General features: G+C 71.6%; 15 protein-coding genes. 14 read left to right on the top strand and 1 reads right to left on the bottom strand.

Annotated features, from left to right (window positions below; genetic code table 11):
- The first annotated feature begins 29 nt into the window (after positions 1–29).
- Complete coding sequence (locus tag BA895_RS03370) at positions 30–3,296, top strand: glycosyltransferase family 2 protein (protein ID WP_070190557.1); 3,267 nt, start codon at positions 30–32, stop codon at positions 3,294–3,296.
- Positions 3,293–4,780, top strand: a complete 1,488-nt coding sequence (locus BA895_RS03365) for a DUF5719 family protein (protein WP_070190485.1) — start codon at positions 3,293–3,295, stop codon at positions 4,778–4,780. Before BA895_RS03370 ends, BA895_RS03365 begins: the two co-directional genes overlap by 4 nt.
- Here the strand turns inward: BA895_RS03365 and BA895_RS03360 are convergent, their stop codons facing one another.
- Positions 4,781–5,281, bottom strand: coding sequence for a metallopeptidase family protein (locus BA895_RS03360; RefSeq protein WP_254666299.1), 501 nt, complete (start codon positions 5,279–5,281; stop codon positions 4,781–4,783).
- A gap of 76 nt (positions 5,282–5,357) precedes the next feature.
- On the opposite strand from BA895_RS03360, the gene BA895_RS24295 reads away from it, so the two are divergent.
- The 12 genes from BA895_RS24295 (at position 5,358) to BA895_RS03300 (ending at position 18,614) form a co-directional block, all read left to right on the top strand.
- Positions 5,358–5,768: a DUF3499 domain-containing protein gene (locus tag BA895_RS24295; protein ID WP_070190555.1), complete on the top strand. Its 411-nt coding sequence runs from the start codon at positions 5,358–5,360 to the stop codon at positions 5,766–5,768.
- A gap of 16 nt (positions 5,769–5,784) precedes the next feature.
- Positions 5,785–7,239 (top strand): phosphomannomutase/phosphoglucomutase, encoded by a 1,455-nt coding sequence (locus tag BA895_RS03350; protein ID WP_070190484.1) that lies wholly within the window; start codon positions 5,785–5,787, stop codon positions 7,237–7,239.
- Positions 7,236–7,469, top strand: a complete 234-nt coding sequence (locus BA895_RS03345; RefSeq protein ID WP_070190483.1) for a Trm112 family protein — start codon at positions 7,236–7,238, stop codon at positions 7,467–7,469. The genes BA895_RS03350 and BA895_RS03345 overlap by 4 nt, the downstream gene beginning before the upstream one ends.
- 7 nt (positions 7,470–7,476) lie before the next feature.
- Entirely contained in the window at positions 7,477–8,664 is a 1,188-nt protein-coding gene (locus BA895_RS03340) for an SIS domain-containing protein (RefSeq protein WP_070190482.1), read from the top strand.
- 28 nt (positions 8,665–8,692) lie between these two features.
- Positions 8,693–10,120: a mycothione reductase gene (locus BA895_RS03335; RefSeq protein WP_254666298.1), complete on the top strand. Its 1,428-nt coding sequence runs from the start codon at positions 8,693–8,695 to the stop codon at positions 10,118–10,120.
- Between the two features lie 42 nt (positions 10,121–10,162).
- A complete protein-coding gene (locus BA895_RS03330) occupies positions 10,163–11,095 on the top strand; it encodes a DUF808 domain-containing protein (protein WP_070190481.1) in 933 nt (310 codons plus the stop codon).
- A gap of 188 nt (positions 11,096–11,283) precedes the next feature.
- Complete coding sequence (ahcY, locus tag BA895_RS03325) at positions 11,284–12,720, top strand: adenosylhomocysteinase (protein WP_070190480.1); 1,437 nt, start codon at positions 11,284–11,286, stop codon at positions 12,718–12,720.
- A 127-nt stretch (positions 12,721–12,847) separates the two neighbouring features.
- Entirely contained in the window at positions 12,848–13,438 is a 591-nt protein-coding gene (locus BA895_RS23835) for a hypothetical protein (RefSeq protein ID WP_175442244.1), read from the top strand.
- 136 nt (positions 13,439–13,574) lie between these two features.
- Positions 13,575–14,126, top strand: coding sequence for a hypothetical protein (locus tag BA895_RS03315; RefSeq protein WP_070190479.1), 552 nt, complete (start codon positions 13,575–13,577; stop codon positions 14,124–14,126).
- Between the two features lie 129 nt (positions 14,127–14,255).
- Positions 14,256–14,933 (top strand): MtrAB system response regulator MtrA, encoded by a 678-nt coding sequence (gene mtrA, locus BA895_RS03310; RefSeq protein WP_070190478.1) that lies wholly within the window; start codon positions 14,256–14,258, stop codon positions 14,931–14,933.
- A gap of 1 nt (position 14,934) precedes the next feature.
- Positions 14,935–16,746 (top strand): MtrAB system histidine kinase MtrB, encoded by a 1,812-nt coding sequence (gene mtrB, locus BA895_RS03305; RefSeq protein WP_083282923.1) that lies wholly within the window; start codon positions 14,935–14,937, stop codon positions 16,744–16,746.
- A complete protein-coding gene (locus tag BA895_RS03300) occupies positions 16,629–18,614 on the top strand; it encodes a GerMN domain-containing protein (protein ID WP_070190477.1) in 1,986 nt (661 codons plus the stop codon). Before mtrB ends, BA895_RS03300 begins: the two co-directional genes overlap by 118 nt.
- Positions 18,615–18,620: the final 6 nt, after the last annotated feature.

The raw sequence follows: 18,620 nt of genomic DNA, 5'->3' as shown, positions 1-18,620 counted from the left end.
CTCGCGGTGTCCGGGCAGAGGTGGTCGCTGTGCCCGACGAGCTGATGGCAACCCTCGCCGCTCCCACGGGGGCGGCACCGGTCGACGCCGGCGCAGCCATGACCCCACCGGCTCCGCCCCGTGGCACCGTGGCCGGGGTGACCCTCGACGCCGTGCTCGTCGTGCGCGACGGCGCCGACGTGCTGGTGCGCTGCCTCGACGCCATCGCGGCCCAGACGTTGCCACCGGAGCGGCTCGTCATCGTCGACCTCGCGAGCACCGACAGCTCGATCGCGATCGCGTCGGCCCACCAGGGCGTGCGCCGCGTGGTCACCGAGGTCAGCGTGCTTCGTCTCGATGCCGAGGTCGGCATCGGCGAGGCCATCGACCGGGCCATCGAGGCGCTGCCCGTGGTGGGCGACCCGCGGGCCGGCTGGGTGTGGCTGCTGCATCACGACACCATCGCGCGTCGCACCACGCTCGCCCGGCTGCTCGAGGCGGTGCTGCGATCGCCCTCGGTCGGGGTGGCCGGTCCGAAGGTGGTCAGCGCGGTCGACTCCCGACAGCTGGTCGAGATGGGAGTCTCGCTCACCCGAACGGGGCGGCTCATCGCCTCACCGGCGCCCGGTGAGGCCGACCAGGGGCAGCACGACGGTCGCACCGACGTGCTGGCCGTCGGCACGGCGGGAATGCTGCTACGACGCTCCACCCACGACGACATCGGCGGGTTCGACCCGAGCTTCCTGGGCCACGGCGCCGCGCTCGACCTCGGCTGGCGCGCCCAGCTCGCCGACCACCGGGTCATCGTGGTTCCCAGTGCTGTGGTGCGCGACGGGTCGTTCGTCGAGTCGCCCGGTGAGCCGCCCCCGCCCTCGGTCGCCCGGGCCCGGCGCGATGCTGCGAGCGGCAGCCGCCGCGCCGCGCGACAGGTCGTGCTCGCCCGGTGTTCGCCGTTCGCCATGCCCTTCCTCGCGATCTGGATGGCGCTGTCGGCCGTGGTCTCGGCCCTGGCCCTGCTCTTGGCCAAACGACCGCGGCAGGCCTGGCGCGAGCTCTCCGACCTCGCCGCCCTGGTGCACCCGGTCAAGGTGCTCGGTGCCCGTTGGCGCGGACGCACCTCCAAGAAGCTCCGACGTGACGACCTCGCCACCCTGTTCGTCACCCCGGGGGCAGCCGCCCGCACGACGCTCGACCACATCCAGGATGCCGTCACGCCCGAGCGGTCACGTCCCCGCCGTGAGTCGGCCCCGGCCACCGAGACCGGTCCGGTCGACGACGACGCGGCCTCACCGGTTGCGTTGCCGGCGTCGCTGCCGCGTCGCATCGCCACGCATCCGGGCTTTCTCGCAGTGGTCGCTGTCGCCGTGGCCACGTCGGTGGCGTGGCGCGCCACCATCCGCGCCGGGGGTCTGTCGCCGACGAACACCGGTCTCGCCGGGGGTGAGCTGCGGGCGGTGACCACGGGGTCGAGCGGCCTGTGGCACGCCTTCCGGGATGCCTGGCACGGGGCCGGCCTCGGCACCGGAGTCGAGTCGGGCCCCCACCTCGCCGTGCTCTCGGGCCTGACCTGGTTGGCCGAGCGCCTCCCCGGCGTCACCGACGGTCGATCGAGCGCCGGCGTCGTGATCGCCTGGCTGCTGTTCCTCGCGCCCCCGCTGTCGGCGTGGGCGACCTACCTTGCGGCCCGGGTGGTCACCTCCTCGCGATGGGCCCGGGCCGTGGTGGCGCTGGTCTGGGGGTCGAGCAGTGTGATCACGGCTGCTGTCTCCTCGGGTCGGGTCACTTTTGCCGTCGCGCACATCATCTTGCCGTTCGTGCTGGCGGGCTTCGTGCTCGCGGCTCGCCGCGACGGCACCTACACCGCCAGCTTCGCAACTGCGCTCGCCGCGGGGGTGCTCGGCGGCTTCGCGCCACCCCTGCTCGCGTTGACCAGTGTGTCCGCCCTCCTGCTGCTCGTGATCGGGCCGGGCACCCGCCGCTGGCGCGGCCTCGTGCTCCTCGTCGTGCCAGTGGCCCTGCTCGGCCCGTGGGTCACCCGGTTCGTCGACGACTGGCGGCTGCTGCTGTCCGGCCCCGGCCTGGTGACGACATCGCCGCAGACCTCGGTTCTGAGCGCTCTGCTGGCGCAGCCCGACTCCGTTGCCACCCACGCGTCCTGGCTGATCGCCCCCGTCGTGGTTCTCGGTGTCATCGGCTACGCCGTCCGTGGCCGCGGCCGGGCCGAGAACGTGGCGCTGGCCTCCGGAGCCGTGATCGCGGTGGCCGGGGTCGTGCTCGCACTGGGCGCGAGCCGGGTGGTGCTCGGCTCGGCCGAGACCGGCGCCGGCGTGTCCGCCCCGGCCCATCTGTGGTCGGGCGTGGGCCTCGACCTGTGGCTGGCCGGCATCCTCGTCGGTGTTCTCGTCGGAAGCCGCCCGGTGCTCGCCTGGCTGAGGTCACCTGGCCACCGCCTCCGCGTCGCGGTCGCCGTCTCGGTGATCGGGGTCGCCGCGATGTCCACGCTCGCCCAGGCGGCGAGCTGGGGCGCCGAAGGCCTGGGGCAGCGGCTCACCGTGGGCCAGGCCACCCTCCCGGCCGTGGCGGTCGAGCAGGGCAGCGGCCCACTCGGCAACCGGCTGCTCCTGCTGCGCCCCTCCGACTCGGTGACCGACTTCGTGCTCGTCGGGCAGGAGCCGGGAGAGCTGCTGCGCGACCTCGACCGGCCCGCCGCGACCGACGACGCAGCGCTCGTCGAGGCCGTGGCCGAGATGGTCGGCGGCCGCAACGCCGACTCGCTCGACTCGGCCGGCCTGGCCCGGCTCGCCATCGGCTTCGTGCAGGTGCGCGGCGACGCCGACACGCCCCTGGCGCGGCGTCTCGACGCCGCCGAGGGCCTGAGCCGTCTCGGCACCAGCGAGCACGGCATCCTCTGGAAGGTGTCACCGCTCGCGGCGGCCCCGGGGGTCACCCCGGCCACCGCCCCGTCACGCGTGCGGATCGTCGACGCCAAGGGCGCCCTGCTCGCGGCGGTGCCCACAGTCGGCCCACACGCCGCGGTCGACGGGAACCTCACCGCCTCGCCCGTGGCGAGACGACTGGTCGTGGCCGAACCCGAGGGCTGGGCCCAGCAGGCGCTGGTCACCTGGAACGAGGTGCCGCTCGTCGCCGTGCCGGGCGCCGACCAGCCGACCTACGCGTTGCCGCAGACCGCGGGCGAGCTACGCGTCGACCTGGCGGCTGCGGCGCCGTGGTGGCGCCTGGGCCAGGGCGTGCTGCTCGGGTTCGTCGTCTTCATGGCCTTGCCCTTCGGCAACCGCCGCTCGAGGAGGCGCTCGTGAAGAATGTCGCAGGCCTGGTCCGAGTGGGCTCGGTGGCCCTGGCCGTCGGCGCTGTCGCCTTCGGCGCCACCCGCACCTCGGGCTCGGTGCAGGTCGCGGCGACCCACGAGCGAGCGGGCCTGGCGACCTCCTCGACCGTGCTCGTCAGCTCAGCAACCCTGGTCTGCCCCGGCCCACAGCGGGTCGGGGCCCAGGGCCTGCGCGACGTCACTGGCACGTCCAGCGCGGCCGCGTCGGCCCCGCCGGTCGACGCGCTCACGGATGCCGGTGTCAACCGTCCGGCCGATGCGGCGAGCGGTGTGGTGACGCTCTCCGTGGGAGGGTCTCGGCCCGCCGCCACCGCCGCTGAGCGGGGCGAACCGGTGAAGACGCCTCTCACCAGGCCGGAGATGGTGACGGCGGGCGCCACCTTGGGCCTGGCGCCCGGGCTCGCGGCGACACAGGTGTGGGAACGCCGCGGTGACGACGACCGTGGCCTGGCGGTGACCCCGTGCGGGCTCGCGTCCTCCGACGTCTGGCTGGTCGGCGGCGGAGGCGGACCCTCACGCACCGAGCGCGTCATCGTGGGCAACCCGGGCGCCAACGCCGTCTCGGTGTCGTTCGAGGTCTTCGGCGCAGCAGGGCCGGTCGCCTCGGCGCAGAACCGCGCCATCTCGATTCCGCCCCGGTCGAGGGCCGTGGTCTCCCTCGACGCGCTGGCCCCCGAGGAGCCGGGCCCGAGCGTGCACGTCGTGGCCACCGGCGGCGTCGTCTCGGCGGTGCTCGACGACGCGTGGATCGACGGCGCCACCGCGCGAGGCGTCGACGACGCGACCAGATCGGCGGCGCCCTCGACCGACCAGGTCATCGCCGGTCTTGACGTGTCAGGAGCCGCCATGGTGCGGCTGGTCAACCCTGGCGACACCGAGTCTCTCGTGCAGGTACGGGTGCTGCTGCCCCAGGGGCCGACCCAACCGGCTGAGCTGCGTGCGGTGCGCGTTCCCGCGGGCTCGACGACCGACGTCGCCCTCGACCTGCCGGCGGGTCCGACCGGGCTGCACCTCACCGCCGACCACCCGATCGTCGCCGGTGCCTACGTCGAGCGACGGATGACCACCGGGGCCGACCGCATGGGTGACTTCGGCTGGGCACCGGCTACCCGGCCGGTGAACGGGCTGGCGGGCTTGGCGCTTCCCGGCCTCAGCGCCTCGGGAAGTGCGAGCTCGCTGCTCCTGGCGGGAGGCAGCCGCGGCGGCAAGGTCGTGGTGCACATCGTGACCGGTGGCGACGACCGCGCCCTGCCCACGGTGGTGGCGCCCGACTCGGTCGTCTCGATCGGGCTCGGTGCTGCCGACCAGGTCTGGGTCAGCCAGCCCGGGGGCGACGTGCGTGCGGCGGTGAGCGTGTCGGGGCTCGCCTCGGGCGTTCCCCGACTGTCCATCGCGGCCCTCAGCTCGGCCCCGTTGACGGCCCTGTCGATCCCGGTTCGGCAGGTGGCGAACTGATCAGTCGCCGAAGCCGGGGTCGAGCTCTTCGGGCGGCACCCCGAGCAGCCCCGCCACCTGCTCGGTGACGATGTCGGCCACCAGGGCGGCCACGTCGCGACGGTCGGTGACCCGGGTCTCGACCGGACGTCGGTAGACCACGATGCGGGCCGCGCTCGATCCGACGGCCGGGTAGAGCCGACCGAGCGCCACCTCCAGGTGGTCCCAGGGCGCCGGCCCGCGGGGCACGTCCTCGACGGCGAACTCGACGCGCGGGAACGCCTGGCCACAGGTGGCCTCCAGCCGGGCCGCCGCGTCGAGCACGAAGCCGTCGAAAGCATCCCGCCGCGAGGTCATGACCGGCACCGGCGGCCAGGCGAGGGGGCCGCGGTGTCCTCGGCCGTGCCGGTCGCGCCGCACGCTCCCGGCGGGACGAGCGGGTCGGCTGCCGTGGACCGTGCGGCTGCGGCCGCTGCTGTCATCGCCACCGGGGGGAGGCGACGAGGGGGAACTCTGGCTCACGGCATCCACTCTAGGTCGGGGGCTGCGCGGCGTGGTGCGCCACCACGCCACAGCGGCACGACTAGAGTCCACGATCGTGGGTCTGCGACGTGGTTGTTCCAAGACGGGGTGTTCTCGCCCCGCTGTGGCCACGCTCACCTATGCGTACGCCGACCGGGCCGTCGTGCTCGGACCGCTCGCGACCTACGCCGAGCCGCACACCTACGACCTCTGCCTCGTGCATGCCGAGCGCATGACGGCCCCCCGGGGCTGGGACGTCGTTCGGGTGGGCGAGTTCTCTGAGCCGGCCCAGGCCACCGACGACCTGCTGGCGCTCGCCGACGCGGTGCGTGAGGCCGGGCCGGGCCGACGCTCCGACAGCACGGGGCGTTCCGTCCGCTCCGACGGGGCGCGACGTGAAGCCGCCACGGAGGTGGCGGCGGAGGCCGGTTCGGGCGCGGTCGAGTCCGGCCGCCGTGGCCACCTGCGCATCCTGCGCGACACCTGAGCACTAGGGTCGTCGGATGCCGACTCTCGCCGACTTCGTCAAGGCCTACGACGTGCGCGGGCTCGTGCCCGAACAGCTCTCGCCGGCGGTGGCCACCGCGATCGGGGCCGCGTTCGCGGAGGTGGTCGCGATCCCCGACGGACAGACCGGGATCGCGGTCGGCTACGACATGCGCCCGAGCTCGCCCGAGCTGTCGGCCGCCTTCGCCGAGGGGGTGACCTCCCGCGGCGTCAACGTGACGATGATCGGGCTCTGCTCGACCGACGGTCTCTACTACGCCAGTGGCGCCCTCGACGTGCCTGGTGCCATGTTCACCGCCAGCCACAACCCGGCCCGCTACAACGGCATCAAGCTGTGCCGATCGGCAGCGCGCCCGGTCGGGCAGGACTCCGGCCTGACCGAGATCCGCGACCTCGCCCAGTGGCTCCTCGACAGCGGCTCGACCCTTCCGGCCCCTGCGGGCGGCCCCGGCCGGGTCGACGAACGCGACCTGCTCGCCGACTACGCGGGCTTCCTCCGCGGGCTGGTCGACGTCTCCGGGTCGCGACCGCTCACGGTCGTCGTCGACGCCGGCAACGGCATGGGCGGTTACACCGTGCCGGCCGTGCTCGGCACGGGAGCAGGCCTTCCCGAGCTGCCCCTCACGGTGGTTCCGCTCTACTTCGAGCTCGACGGCACCTTTCCCAACCACGAGGCGAACCCTCTCGACCCCGCCAACCTTGTCGACCTGCAGGCCGCCGTTCGCGAGCACGGCGCCGACCTCGGCATCGCCTTCGACGGCGACGCCGACCGGTGCTTCGTGGTCGACGCCGACGGCGAACCGGTCTCGCCGAGTGCGATCACCGGGCTCGTCGCGGCCCGAGAGATCGCCCGCGCCCGGGCCGGGGGAGACCACGACATCGCCGTCGTGCACAACGTCATCAGCAGCGCCGCCGTCGCCGAGGTGATCCGGGAGCACGGCGCGACGCCGGTGCGCACCCGCGTCGGGCACTCCTTCATCAAGGCTGAGATGGCCCGCGTCGGAGCCGTCTTCGGCGGAGAGCACTCGGCGCACTACTACTTCCGCGACTTCTGGTTCGCCGACACCGGCATGCTCGCGGCCCTGCACGTGCTGGCGGCCCTCGGTGAGCAGCCCCTTCCGCTGGGGCAGCTGGCCCGAGAGTACGAGCGCTACGTCGCCTCCGGCGAGATCAACAGCACGGTGGCCGAGCCGGCCGCGGTCGTGGAGCGCGTTCGCGGCTGGGCCACCGGCCGTGGGAGCAGCATCGACGAGCTCGACGGGCTCACGGTGCACTGCCCCGAGGGGAGCAGCCCCGCCTGGTGGTTCAACGTGCGCACCTCCAACACCGAGCCACTGCTGCGCCTCAACGTCGAGGCCGACGACCGTGAGACCATGGTGGCGATTCGTGACGAGCTGCTGGCCCTCATCCGGGCCGACGACGTTCCGCCTGCTGCAGGAGGCCCCCAGTGAACCACCCGACCAGCCCCGGCATCGACCCCTGGCTGCGTGAGATCCTGCGCTGCCCGCAATGCAAGGGTGAGCTGAGCGACGTCAGTCCCGGCGGGGGACCGGCGGGGTCAGACGGCGCTGTCGACGCTGCCGGCGCCGAGCTGCACTGCGAGACGTGCTTGCTCGCCTACCCGATCGAGAATGGCGTGCCGGTGCTGCTCATCGAGCTGGCCCACCCGATCGGGGCCTGACCGGCAGATGTCTGGCTTCGACGAGGCGTTCGACCGGCTGCTCGACGACGAGCAGTCGATCGAACGCTTCGACCGGGCCGGCACGCTGCGTGCGCTCGCCGGTGCCGGTGCGCAGGTTCGGGTCGCCGCCCGGGTGAGCGACGAGGCCGGCATCGGTCGGCTCTCAGGGCTCGAGCCCCGGGGGGTGGTCGTCGCGGCAGCGGGCGGATCCGCTGCCGTGGCCGACCTGTTCGACGCGTTGACCCGCGGGGGCAGCGCCGTACCCGTGCAGGCCTGCGCTGCGGGGCCCCTGCCCGGCTGGGTCGGCGCCCTCGATCTCGTGATCGCGGTCTCGCAGTCGGGCCGCAGCTCCGGCGCCCTGGCCCTGGCGGCCGAGGCCGGTCGTCGAGGGGCGTCTCTGCTCACCGTCGGAGCCGCCGACTCTCCGTTGGCCCAGGTCTGCGCCCAGGCCCGCGGCATCCACGTTCCGATCCGGGTGGAGGGAGCCTCGTCGCGCACCTCGATGTGGGCCCAGGCCACCCCGGCCCTGATGGCCGCCGACGTGCTCGGCCTGGCGTCGGTGCCGATGGCCACGATCGCCGCCCTGGCCGACGTGCTCGACGAACGGGCCCAGCAGGCGGGTCCGAGCTCGGAGTCGTTCAGCAACCCGGCCAAGCTGCTCGCTGCCGAGGTCGCCGAGTCGGTGCCGATCGTGCTCGGCTCGGGGTCGTTCGGCGGTGTCGCGGCTCGTCGCGCGGCCGAGATGTTCGGACGCACCGGGCGGGTCCCCATCGCCTCGGGAGTGCTTCCCGACTCGGCGAGCCAGATCGTCGCCTGCTTCGACGGCCCCCTGGCCGCCGGGGGAGCGGGGGCCGGGGAGGCCGACGGCATCTTCGCCGACCCCTACCTCGACGGCCCGGCCCGGGCTCCGCTGCGTCTGGTCATGTTGCGTGATTCCTCTGACGAAGGGGGCCGCGCCAGCGACGAGGCGCGAGCGGGGCGGCTGCTCACCGACACGGTTGTCTCGGCCGCCGCGGATGCCGGGGTGCGCGTCTCGCTCGTCGATGCCCCTCAAGCCGACCCGTTGCTGCGCCTGGCCGCGCACGTCGCCGTGACCGACTTCGCCGCCACCTACCTCGCGATCGGTCACGGTTTCGACCCGTCGACCTCCCCCCACGTGACGCTGCTGCGCGGCACGAGGGGCAGCCTGCGCTGAGCCCCGTGCTCGCCCGTACGCTTCCGGGGTGAGCTCTGACGCGACTTCCGACGTGACCCCCGACGTGCAGCACTATGACCTGGCCATCATCGGTACCGGCTCCGGCAACTCGTTGGTGACACCAGACTTCGACGGCAAGAAGGTGGCGGTCATCGAAGCGGGCACCTTCGGCGGCACCTGCCTCAACGTGGGGTGCATTCCCACGAAGATGTTCGTCTACGCCTCGGACGTGGCCGACCACGTGACCGACGCGGCCCGCTTCGGGGTCGACGCCACCCTCGACGGAGTGCGCTGGGCCGACATCCGCGACCGCATCTTCGGCCGCATCGACCCGATCTCCGAGGGTGGGAAGCAGTGGCGCGTCGACGGGCCGAACACCACCGCCTACCTCGGTTGGGCCCGTTTCACCGGCGACCGCGAGCTTGAGATCTCTCTCAACGACGGAGGGGTGGCTCGCATCACCGCCGACCAGGTCGTCGTCGCCGCGGGCGGGCACCCGATGGTGCCCAAGGTCGTGAGCACGTCGGGGGTGCCCTTCCACACCTCCGACACCATCATGCGCATCGACGACCTGCCACGGCGGCTGCTCATCATCGGCGGCGGCTACATCGCGGTCGAGATGGCCCACGTGTTCGGGTCACTCGGCACCGAGGTGACGGTCGTGGCTCGCGGTTCCCGGCTGGTGCGCCACCTCGACGACGACCTGTCGGAACGCTTCACCGAGGTGGCGCGAGGCCGATGGGATGTGCGTACCGACACCCAGGTCGAAGGCCTCGAGACGGTCGAGGGGCCGGCCGGCACCACTCGGGTCGTGGCCCGACTCGACGACGGCACGACCGTCGATGCCGACGCAGTACTCGTTGCCACCGGTCGCAACCCCAACACCGGCGATCTCGGCCTCGCCGCCGGAGGCGTCGACCTGCATGACGACGGGCGCGTGGTCGTCGACGAGCACGGCCGCACCAGCGCCGACGGGGTCTGGGCCCTCGGCGATGTCAGCTCACCGTTCCAGCTCAAGCACGTCGCCAACGCCGAGGCTCGGGTGGTCGCCCACAATCTCGTGCACCCGAACGACCTGCGCGCCTTTCCGCACGAGCACGTGCCGTCGGCGATCTTCAGCCACCCTCAGGTCGCCTCGGTCGGCCTCACCGAGCAGGAGTGCCTCGAGCAGGGTCTGCGGTTCACCACCAAGGTGCAGAACTTCGGCGACGTCGCGTACGGCTGGGCCATGGAGGACACCACCGGCATCTGCAAGGTCATCGCCGACCCGGCGACCGGTCTGCTCCTCGGCGCCCACCTGCTCGGGCCGTCGAGCTCGAGCCTGATCCAGCCCCTCATCCAGGCCATGGCGTTCGGCACGCGGGCCGACGACGTTGCCCGGGGGCAGTACTGGATCCACCCGGCACTGGCCGAGGTGGTCGAGAACGCGCTGCTCGGGCTCGAGCTGGACGACTAGAGGGAGTCGGTTCGTCGGCCGTCCGCCCCCTACGATGTGCGCATGGCAGGTGGACTGGTAGCTCTTCTAGACGACGTGGCTGCCCTGGTGAAGCTGGCCGCTGCCTCCGTCGACGACATCGGGGCCGCGGCGGCCAAGGCGAGCATCAAGGCCACCGGGGTGGTGGTCGACGACACCGCGGTCACGCCGCGCTACGTGCAGGGCCTCAAGCCTGAGCGCGAGCTGCCGATCATCAAGCGGATCGCGCTCGGCTCGCTGCGCAACAAGCTGCTCATCATCCTGCCGGTCATCATGCTGCTCAGCCAGTTCCTGCCCTGGCTGCTCACGCCGATCCTCATGGTCGGCGGCGCCTACCTGGCCTATGAAGGGGCTGAGAAGGTGTGGGAGATCGTCTCGGGTCACCGGGAGCAGGAGGCGGCGGGCGGCGAGGTCGATGAGAACACCGTCGTCTCAGGTGCGGTGCGCACCGACTTCATCCTCTCGGCCGAGATCATGGTCATCGCCCTCAACGAGGTCGACACCGAGCCGTTCGTGTCACGGCTGATCATCCTGGCCATCGTGGCGCTGCTCATCACCGCGCTCGTCTACGGCGTTGTCGGGCTCATCGTCAAGATGGACGACCTGGGCCTCAAGCTGGCGCTGCGCGAGTCGGGCACCTCACAGCGACTGGGGCGCGGCCTGGTCAAGGCCATGCCCAAGCTGCTGTCGACGCTCTCGACCGTCGGCATCGCAGCGATGCTCTGGGTCGGCGGACACATCCTGCTCGTCGGGGTCGACGACCTCGGCTGGCACGGGCTCTACGACGTCGTGCACCACCTGGAGGAGGGCGTGACCGGTGTCGCCGGTGTCGGTGGCTTCCTCGCCTGGTGCGTCAACACGCTCGCCTCCGCCCTGATCGGGCTCATCGTCGGTGCTGTGGTCGTGGCGGTCATGCACGTCATCCCGCGTCGCGCGAAGGCGGCTGCCGCGCACTGAGCGGCAGAACGGCATCCGGCTGGATGCCGTTCACGGCCGGCTGCAGGGGGAGGCACCGAGGCCATCAGTTCGAGAGATCGGGCCCGCATCGGTAGACTGGAGGTCGCCGGCGTGGGAGACGACCCACCTATGACAGCCCAGAAGGGCGCGCCGGGTCAGCAAACCGATATCAACGGAAGAGATTCGCCATGTCCTTTGACTACAAGGTTGCCGACCTGAGCCTCGCCGAGGCCGGCCGACACCAGCTCCGACTCGCCGAGCACGAGATGCCCGGCCTGATGTCCATCCGCGAGGAGTTCGCCAAGAGCCAGCCCCTCAAGGGCGCCCGCATCGCCGGCTCGCTGCACATGACCGTGCAGACCGCCGTGCTCATCGAGACCCTCACGGCGCTCGGCGCCGAGGTGCGCTGGGCCTCCTGCAACATCTACTCGACCCAGGACGAGGCCGCCGCCGCGGTCGTCGTCGGCCCGCACGGCACCGCCGACGACCTGCAGGGTGTGCCCGTCTTCGCCTGGAAGGGCGAGACGCTGCCCGAGTACTGGTGGTGCACCGACCAGATCCTCAGCTGGCCCTCCGGTGAGGGCGCCAACATGATTCTCGACGACGGCGGCGACGCCACCATGCTCGTACACAAGGGCAAGGCGTGGGAGGCGGCCGGCCAGGTGCCCGCCACCACCGAGGAGGACTCCGAGGAGTCCGGCGTCTTCAAGGACCTCGTGCGCGAGACCCTCAAGACCGACCCGCAGAAGTGGACCACCGTCGCGGCTGCCATCAAGGGCGTCACCGAGGAGACCACCACCGGCGTGCACCGCCTCTACCAGCTGGCCGAGGCGGGCGAGCTGCTGTTCCCGGCGATCAACGTCAACGACGCGGTCACCAAGAGCAAGTTCGACAACACCTACGGCACGCGCCACTCGCTGCTCGATGGCCTCAACCGGGCCACCGACGTGCTCATCGGCGGCAAGGTCACTGTCGTGGCCGGCTTCGGCGACGTGGGCAAGGGCTGCGCCGAGGCGCTTCGGGGCCAAGGCGCTCGGGTCATCATCACCGAGATCGACCCGATCTGCGCGCTGCAGGCCGCCATGGAGGGCTACCAGGTCGCCCGGATGGAGGACGTCGTCGAAACCGCCGACATCTTCGTCACGACCACCGGCTGCTACGACGTCATCACCGCCGAGCACATGTTGGCGATGAAGAACAAGGCGATCGTCGCCAACATCGGCCACTTCGACAACGAGATCGACATGGCCGGTCTGGCCCGGGTGCCCGGCATCAAGAAGACCGAGATCAAGGCGCAGGTGCACGAGTGGACCTTCGACTCGGGCAGCTCGATCATCGTGCTGTCGGAAGGCCGACTGATGAACCTCGGCAACGCCACCGGCCACCCGAGCTTCGTCATGAGCAACAGCTTCAGCAACCAGACGATCGCCCAGATCGAGCTGTTCACCAAGCCCGGCGAGTACGCCAACGAGGTCTACACGCTGCCGAAGCACCTCGACGAGAAGGTCGCTCGCCTGCACCTCGATGCCCTCGGCGTGAACCTGACCGAGCTGACCAAGGCGCAGGCCGAGTACCTCGGCGTCGACGTGGCCGGCCCGTACAAGCCGGAGCACTACCGCTACTGAGCCCAGTGGCCGTATGACACCTGCCCTGCAGGCGCGGCCTCGAGCCCGCTGTCGTGTCGCGTATGCCGCTCTCCCCCGGGAGGGCGGCATACGCTGTTCTTCACGGCCCCGACCAGGACAGGACCCCATGAACAAGCTCGTGACCGGCGCGTCGGCGCTCGCGCTCTGCGCAGCCCTGGCCGCGTGTGGTGGCGCGAGCGACCCCGTCAGCCCGTCCACCACGGCGGCCGCCAGCCTGCCCAGCTCGAGCCCAGCCGGCACCTCCAGCACCCCCGCCACCCCGGGCCCCGAGGGAGCCACGAGCTCGGGCCCGTCGTCGACGGCCTCCACCTCGAGCGGGTCGAGCACAAAGAGCAGTACGAGCACGGCGCCACCGGTGACGATCGACCAGAGCACTCCCGAAGGGGCGATGGCCGCCTGGCTCGGTTCGATGGTGTCGGGTGACAGCACAGCGGTCTGCGGCCTGATGGCCAGTGGCGGTAAGCCCATCACCGAGATCGAGGGTGCCGGAGCGACCTGTTCAAAGATGATCGCGCCCACCGTCACCGAGCTGAAGAAGGTCGGCGGCGCCTTCGCCGGCCTGCGCATCACGGGCGCCAGCGTGAAGGGCAACCAAGCCACCTTCGAGAAGGCGAGCACGCAACCGGTGCTGGCCGCCAAGGTGATCAGCGGGCTCAAGGCCGTCAAGGTCGGCTCCAAGTGGTACGTCACGCCGTGATCCGGCCCGGTGCCCGCTGTTCGCCCGAAACAACACAACCGGTGGATCCTTTCGCCGCCCCCCACCGTCGCAGGCACGTGACCCACTGCACGACGAAATGCACCACGCACCGCACGACAACTGACAGGGAATCTCGATGAACAAGCTCATGACCGGCGCCCTCGCCCTCGGCCTCGCCGCCTCGCTCACCGCCTGCTCGAGCAGCACCGAGCCGGCCTCGAACACCAGCGCCCCCCCGAGCAGCGCCTCCCCCGCCGCGCCCTCGGCCAGCGGGGTGACCGAGTCGTCCGACGCGCCGACGAGCAGCGCGCCAGAGACCACATCGCAGGAACCGGCCGCTGCAGGGAGCATCGACCAGAGCACCCCCGAGGGGGTCATGACCGCTTGGCTGAACGCGCTGGTCGACGGCAAGACCGCCGATATCTGCACGCTGACCGCGGTCGGTGGCAAGCTCGTCTCCGACGTCTCGGGCGGGCAGGAGCAGTGCACCAAGAGCCTGGGCACGCTCGCCGGCTCGCTGAAGTCGGCCGGCTCGCTCTTCGACGGGTTGACCATCAAGGGCGCCACCATCACCGGCGACAAGGCCACCTTCGACAAGGCCACCACCAAGCCCGAGCTGGCCGCTCAGGTGATCAAGAGCCTCGCGGCCGTCAAGATCGGCTCGAAGTGGTACGTCACGACACCATGAGCCCTCGCGTCACTTCCGCACCGCAGGCATCGTGAATCCTCCCGAGTCGCTCGGGTGGGCCGCCGTCGTGTGTGATGATCGGGAAGACAGAGCGTGGCGCAGGAGCGTGCCTCGCGGAGGGAGCGTTCGGTGAAGGGTCGGGTTCTGGTCGTCGATGACGATCTCGCTCTGGCTGAGATGCTGGGCATCGTGCTGCGCAACGAGGGCCTGGAGGTCACCCACGTGGCCGACGGGTCGGAAGCGGTCGCAGCCTTCCGCGAGAGCCGCCCCGATCTCGTGCTGCTCGACGTCATGCTCCCGGGCCTCGACGGCATGGAGGTATGCCGCCGTATCCGAGCCGAGAGCGGCGTGCCGATCGTCATGCTGACGGCTCGCACCGACACGGTGGATGTGGTGGTCGGCCTCGAGTCGGGGGCCGACGACTACGTGGTCAAGCCCTTCAAGCCGCAAGAGCTCATCGCTCGGGTTCGGGCGCGGCTACGTCGAGGCGACGAGCCGGCGCCCGAGAAGCTCACCATCGGTGACCTCGACATCGACGTGGCCGGGCACTCCGTGCGACGCGGCAACGTCACCCTGTCTCTGACGCCGCTCGAGTTCGACCTGCTCGTGGCGCTTGCTCGCAAGCCGTGGCAGGTCTTCAGCCGAGAGGTGCTGCTCGAGCAGGTCTGGGGCTACCGGCACGCCGGTGACACGCGGCTGGTCAACGTGCACGTGCAGCGGTTGCGCAGCAAGATCGAGCACGACCCAGAGCACCCCGACATCGTCGTGACGGTGCGCGGCGTCGGTTACAAGGCCGGCCCGTCCTGAGATGAGTGGCGCGGGTACCTCAGCCACCGTGCGCGAGCTCGCCTCGCGCGTAGGGTCAGCGCTGGTTGCGACCGCGCGCAACGGGTTGCGACGCTTCGTGCACCAGTGGCGGGCGTCGCTGGGGTTCCGGGTGGTGATCGTCACGATGCTGCTCGGAGTGCTCGTGCTCTCGGCGGTGGGCACCTACCTGTACGGCTCGATCGCGCAGGGCCTGGTCGACGGCCGCCAGCGGATCGCGGCCGACGACAGCCTGCGCGACGCCAACGCCGCCCAGAAGTACTTCGACTTCAACGACAAGGTCGCGACCCAGGCCCTGCTGACCCAGGGTGGCACCGACCTGGTCAACAACTACCGGCGCGACACCGGCAACGAGATTCGCTACGTCGTGCTGTCGCGCCTCGAGACGAACTCCTTGCCGCTCGTCATCGGGCCGATCGAGAGCGGCAGCGTCGGGCTGCGCTACGTGCCCGAGGAGCTGCGCTCCGCGGTGGCGCGTGAACCTGACCGCCAGCACCTGCAGGTCACCACCATCGGCGAGGGGGCGAGCGAGATCTCGGCGGTGGTCGTCGGGCAGAAGATCACCCTGCCGGTGGCTGGTGACTACGGGCTCTACTTCATCTACCCGATGTATCGCGAACGCGAGATCATCAACTCCATCGGCCAGACCTTTCTCTTCGGCGGTATCGCGCTCATCCTGCTGGTGGGGGCCATCGCGTTCGTGGTGACCCGGTTGGTGGCCGACCCGGTGCGGCGGGCGGCCCTCGTCGCCGAGCGGTTCGCCGACGGAAACCTCAACGAGCGCATGCGCGCCAAGGGCGAGGACGACCTGGCCCGGCTCGGCAACTCCTTCAACGCGATGGCCGCCTCGATCCAGCAGCAGATCGCCCAGCTCGAGAACCTCTCAAGGGTGCAGCAGCGCTTCGTCTCCGACGTCTCGCACGAGCTGCGCACGCCGCTGACGACCATCCGCATGGCGGCCGACCTCATCTACGACTCGAGGCGCGACTTCGAGCCCACGGTGGCGCGTTCGTCCGAGCTGATGTACCACGAGCTCGACCGGTTCGAGTCGCTGCTGACCGACCTGCTCGAGATCTCGCGCTTCGACGCCGGCGCCGCCGTGCTCGAGATCGAGGCCACCGACCTGCGGGCCTGCGTCGAGCGGGCCGTCGACGCGCACCGCACGCTGGCCGCTCGCAAGGGCACCCGCCTGCTGGTGTCCGACGCGCCCGACCCGGTCATCGCCGACATGGACTCGCGGCGCATCGAGCGCGTGCTGCGCAACCTGCTCTCGAACGCCATCGAGCACGGTGAGGGTCGGCCGGTCGAGATCACTCTGGGCGCCAACGACTCGGCCGTGGCCGTCACCGTTCGTGACCACGGGGTGGGGCTGCGCCCGGGTGAGGCCGCCCTGGTCTTCACGCGCTTCTGGCGAGCCGACCCGGCGCGGGCGCGCACCACGGGTGGCACCGGGCTCGGCCTCGCCATCGCCCTGGAGGACGCCCGCCTGCATGCCGGGCGTCTCGAGGCCTGGGGCTCGCTCGGCCAGGGTTCCTGCTTCCGGTTGACCCTGCCCCGGCAGGCCGACGCCACGATCACGACCTCGCCGCTGCCGCTCAGCCCGCTGACCTCCCGGGCGGCGGTCGCCGCTCTGGCAGGATCGGCAGGCTCAGCGGGCTCGACGGGTGCGGCGGGCGGGTGGAACGGTGTCTCGAGCAGCGGCGCGACGGGTGGGTCGGCATCCGTCGGCAGCAGCGACCCGGTCGCCTCGACGGCTCCGACGCGGCCCGGCGGCTCCGACGGGGCATTGCCGTGAGACGCCTGCGGGTTCGCCAGGCGGCGCGGCCGACCGGCCGGCGCTCCCGAACCCTCGTCGTGGCGCTGGCCGCGCTGCTCACCGCGGCTCTGGCCGGATGCGGCGGGCTGCCGGCATCCGGCCCGGTGGTCGATGGTCGACGGCTCGGCGAGTCGGTCCAGGACCCCGTGCGCGTCTCCGTGCAGGGGCCCAACCCCGGCGCAACGCAGGAGAGCATCGCGGGTGGCTTCGTGCGTGCGGGCGCCGACACCGATGAGACCAGGCAGACCGGCAAGGAGTTCCTCACGCCGCAGTCGGTCGACCTCTGGCGGTGGTCGACCGCCGACATCGTGGTCTACGACTCCCTCGCCGACGGCCTGACGGTGCGCAAGATGAGCGCCGACCGCGTGCAGGTCTCGGTGCAGGCGATCGCGCGCGTGACGCCAGAAGGGCGCTACGAGGAGCTGGCGCCCGGTACCACCGTCAAGGCCGACTTCGGGCTGAGCAAGGTGGGTGGCGAGTGGCGCATCCAGCTGCCGGCGACGGGGTTCGGGCTCTGGCTCGACACGAGCTCCTTCGACCGGCTCTACGTCAACCAGAACGTCTACTACGTCACGCTGACGGGGCGGGTCCTCGTGCCCGACCCCCGCTGGTTCCCCGCGGGGCCACGCCTCACCACCTCCCTGGCTCGAGCCCAGCTCGAGCCGGTCCCGCCCTACCTCCAGGGTGCGGTGTTCACCGGGGTGCCGCCCAAGGCCAAGCTCGCCGTCAACGCGGTGCCGGTCGACGACGGAGGCCGAGCGGTAGTCGACCTCAGCGCTGCCGCCCTCGAGGCCAACCCCGACGCCCGCACCGCCATGTGGGCACAGCTGACCGCCACCTTGTCGCAGGTCGCGAGCGTGACTCAGGTGTCGCTGACCGCCGAAGGCGCGGGCCTCGAGCCGCCTGACGGCAGGTTGACGGCCAGCTCCGCCGACCAGCTGGGCTTCAGCCAGCTGCCCACGCTGTCGTTCGACACCGCACTGTTGCGCACCGGTGACCAGATCCGACGGATCGACCCCCGCTATGTTCCCGACAGCACCGTCGGTGCCCGCGGCCCCGACACCAAGCGCCTCGACGTCGACGTCGCCTCCATCCCGAAGGGATGGACGACCCTGGCCCTGTCGACCGACGGCAAACAGATCGCGGCGGTGGGCGGGGATCTCAAGGACCTCTCGCTCTGGCAGGCGAAGTCGAAGACGCTGAAGGTCGCACCCTTCGGTACGGAGCTGACCCGGCCGGCCTACGACCCGTCGGGCTACCTCTGGGTCGGAGCGCTCGATCTGCTGGGCGCGCCGCAGATCTTCGTCTTCCCTCCGGCCGTCGGCGAGGTGCCCCCGAAGCCGGTGCCGGTGCCGGCGGCGTGGCTGGCGGGCCGGCGGGTCGTCAGCCTCAACGTCTCTCCGGACGGGGCCCGTCTGCTCGTCGCGACAGCGCTGCCCGACGGGAGCAAGGCTCAGCTCGGGGTCAGCGGGATCACCCGCTCGTCCAACGGCCAACCGACCAAGCTGGACGCACCGCTTCGGGAAGGCCAGCCCCTCACCCTGGTGCGTGACGCGGTCTGGCTCGATGCCACCGACTACGCGGTGCTGGGTCGGGTCGACCCGACGGGTCCGGTCCGTCCGTGGCTGGGTTCGGTCGGAGCCGGGCTTGAGGGGGTGCGCCGTCGTGGTTCACCCGACCCTGCCACCAACCGTCTCGCGCCGGTCGCAGACGGGCGGGTCATCACCTCCGTCGGCGGGCCCCGGGGTCTGATCGTCGTGACCAGCGGTGGGGAGGTACTCGCGCGGGCCGGTGCCTCGTGGCGTCGGGTCGCGTCGGGCACCAACCTGCTCGTTCCCGGTCGCTGACGACCG

The organism is Humibacillus sp. DSM 29435 (assembly GCF_001758225.1).
Taxonomy (GTDB): domain Bacteria; phylum Actinomycetota; class Actinomycetes; order Actinomycetales; family Dermatophilaceae; genus DSM-29435.
The sequence above is the reverse complement of the archived record's forward strand: the minus strand, read 5'-3'. Positions and strand labels throughout refer to the sequence as shown.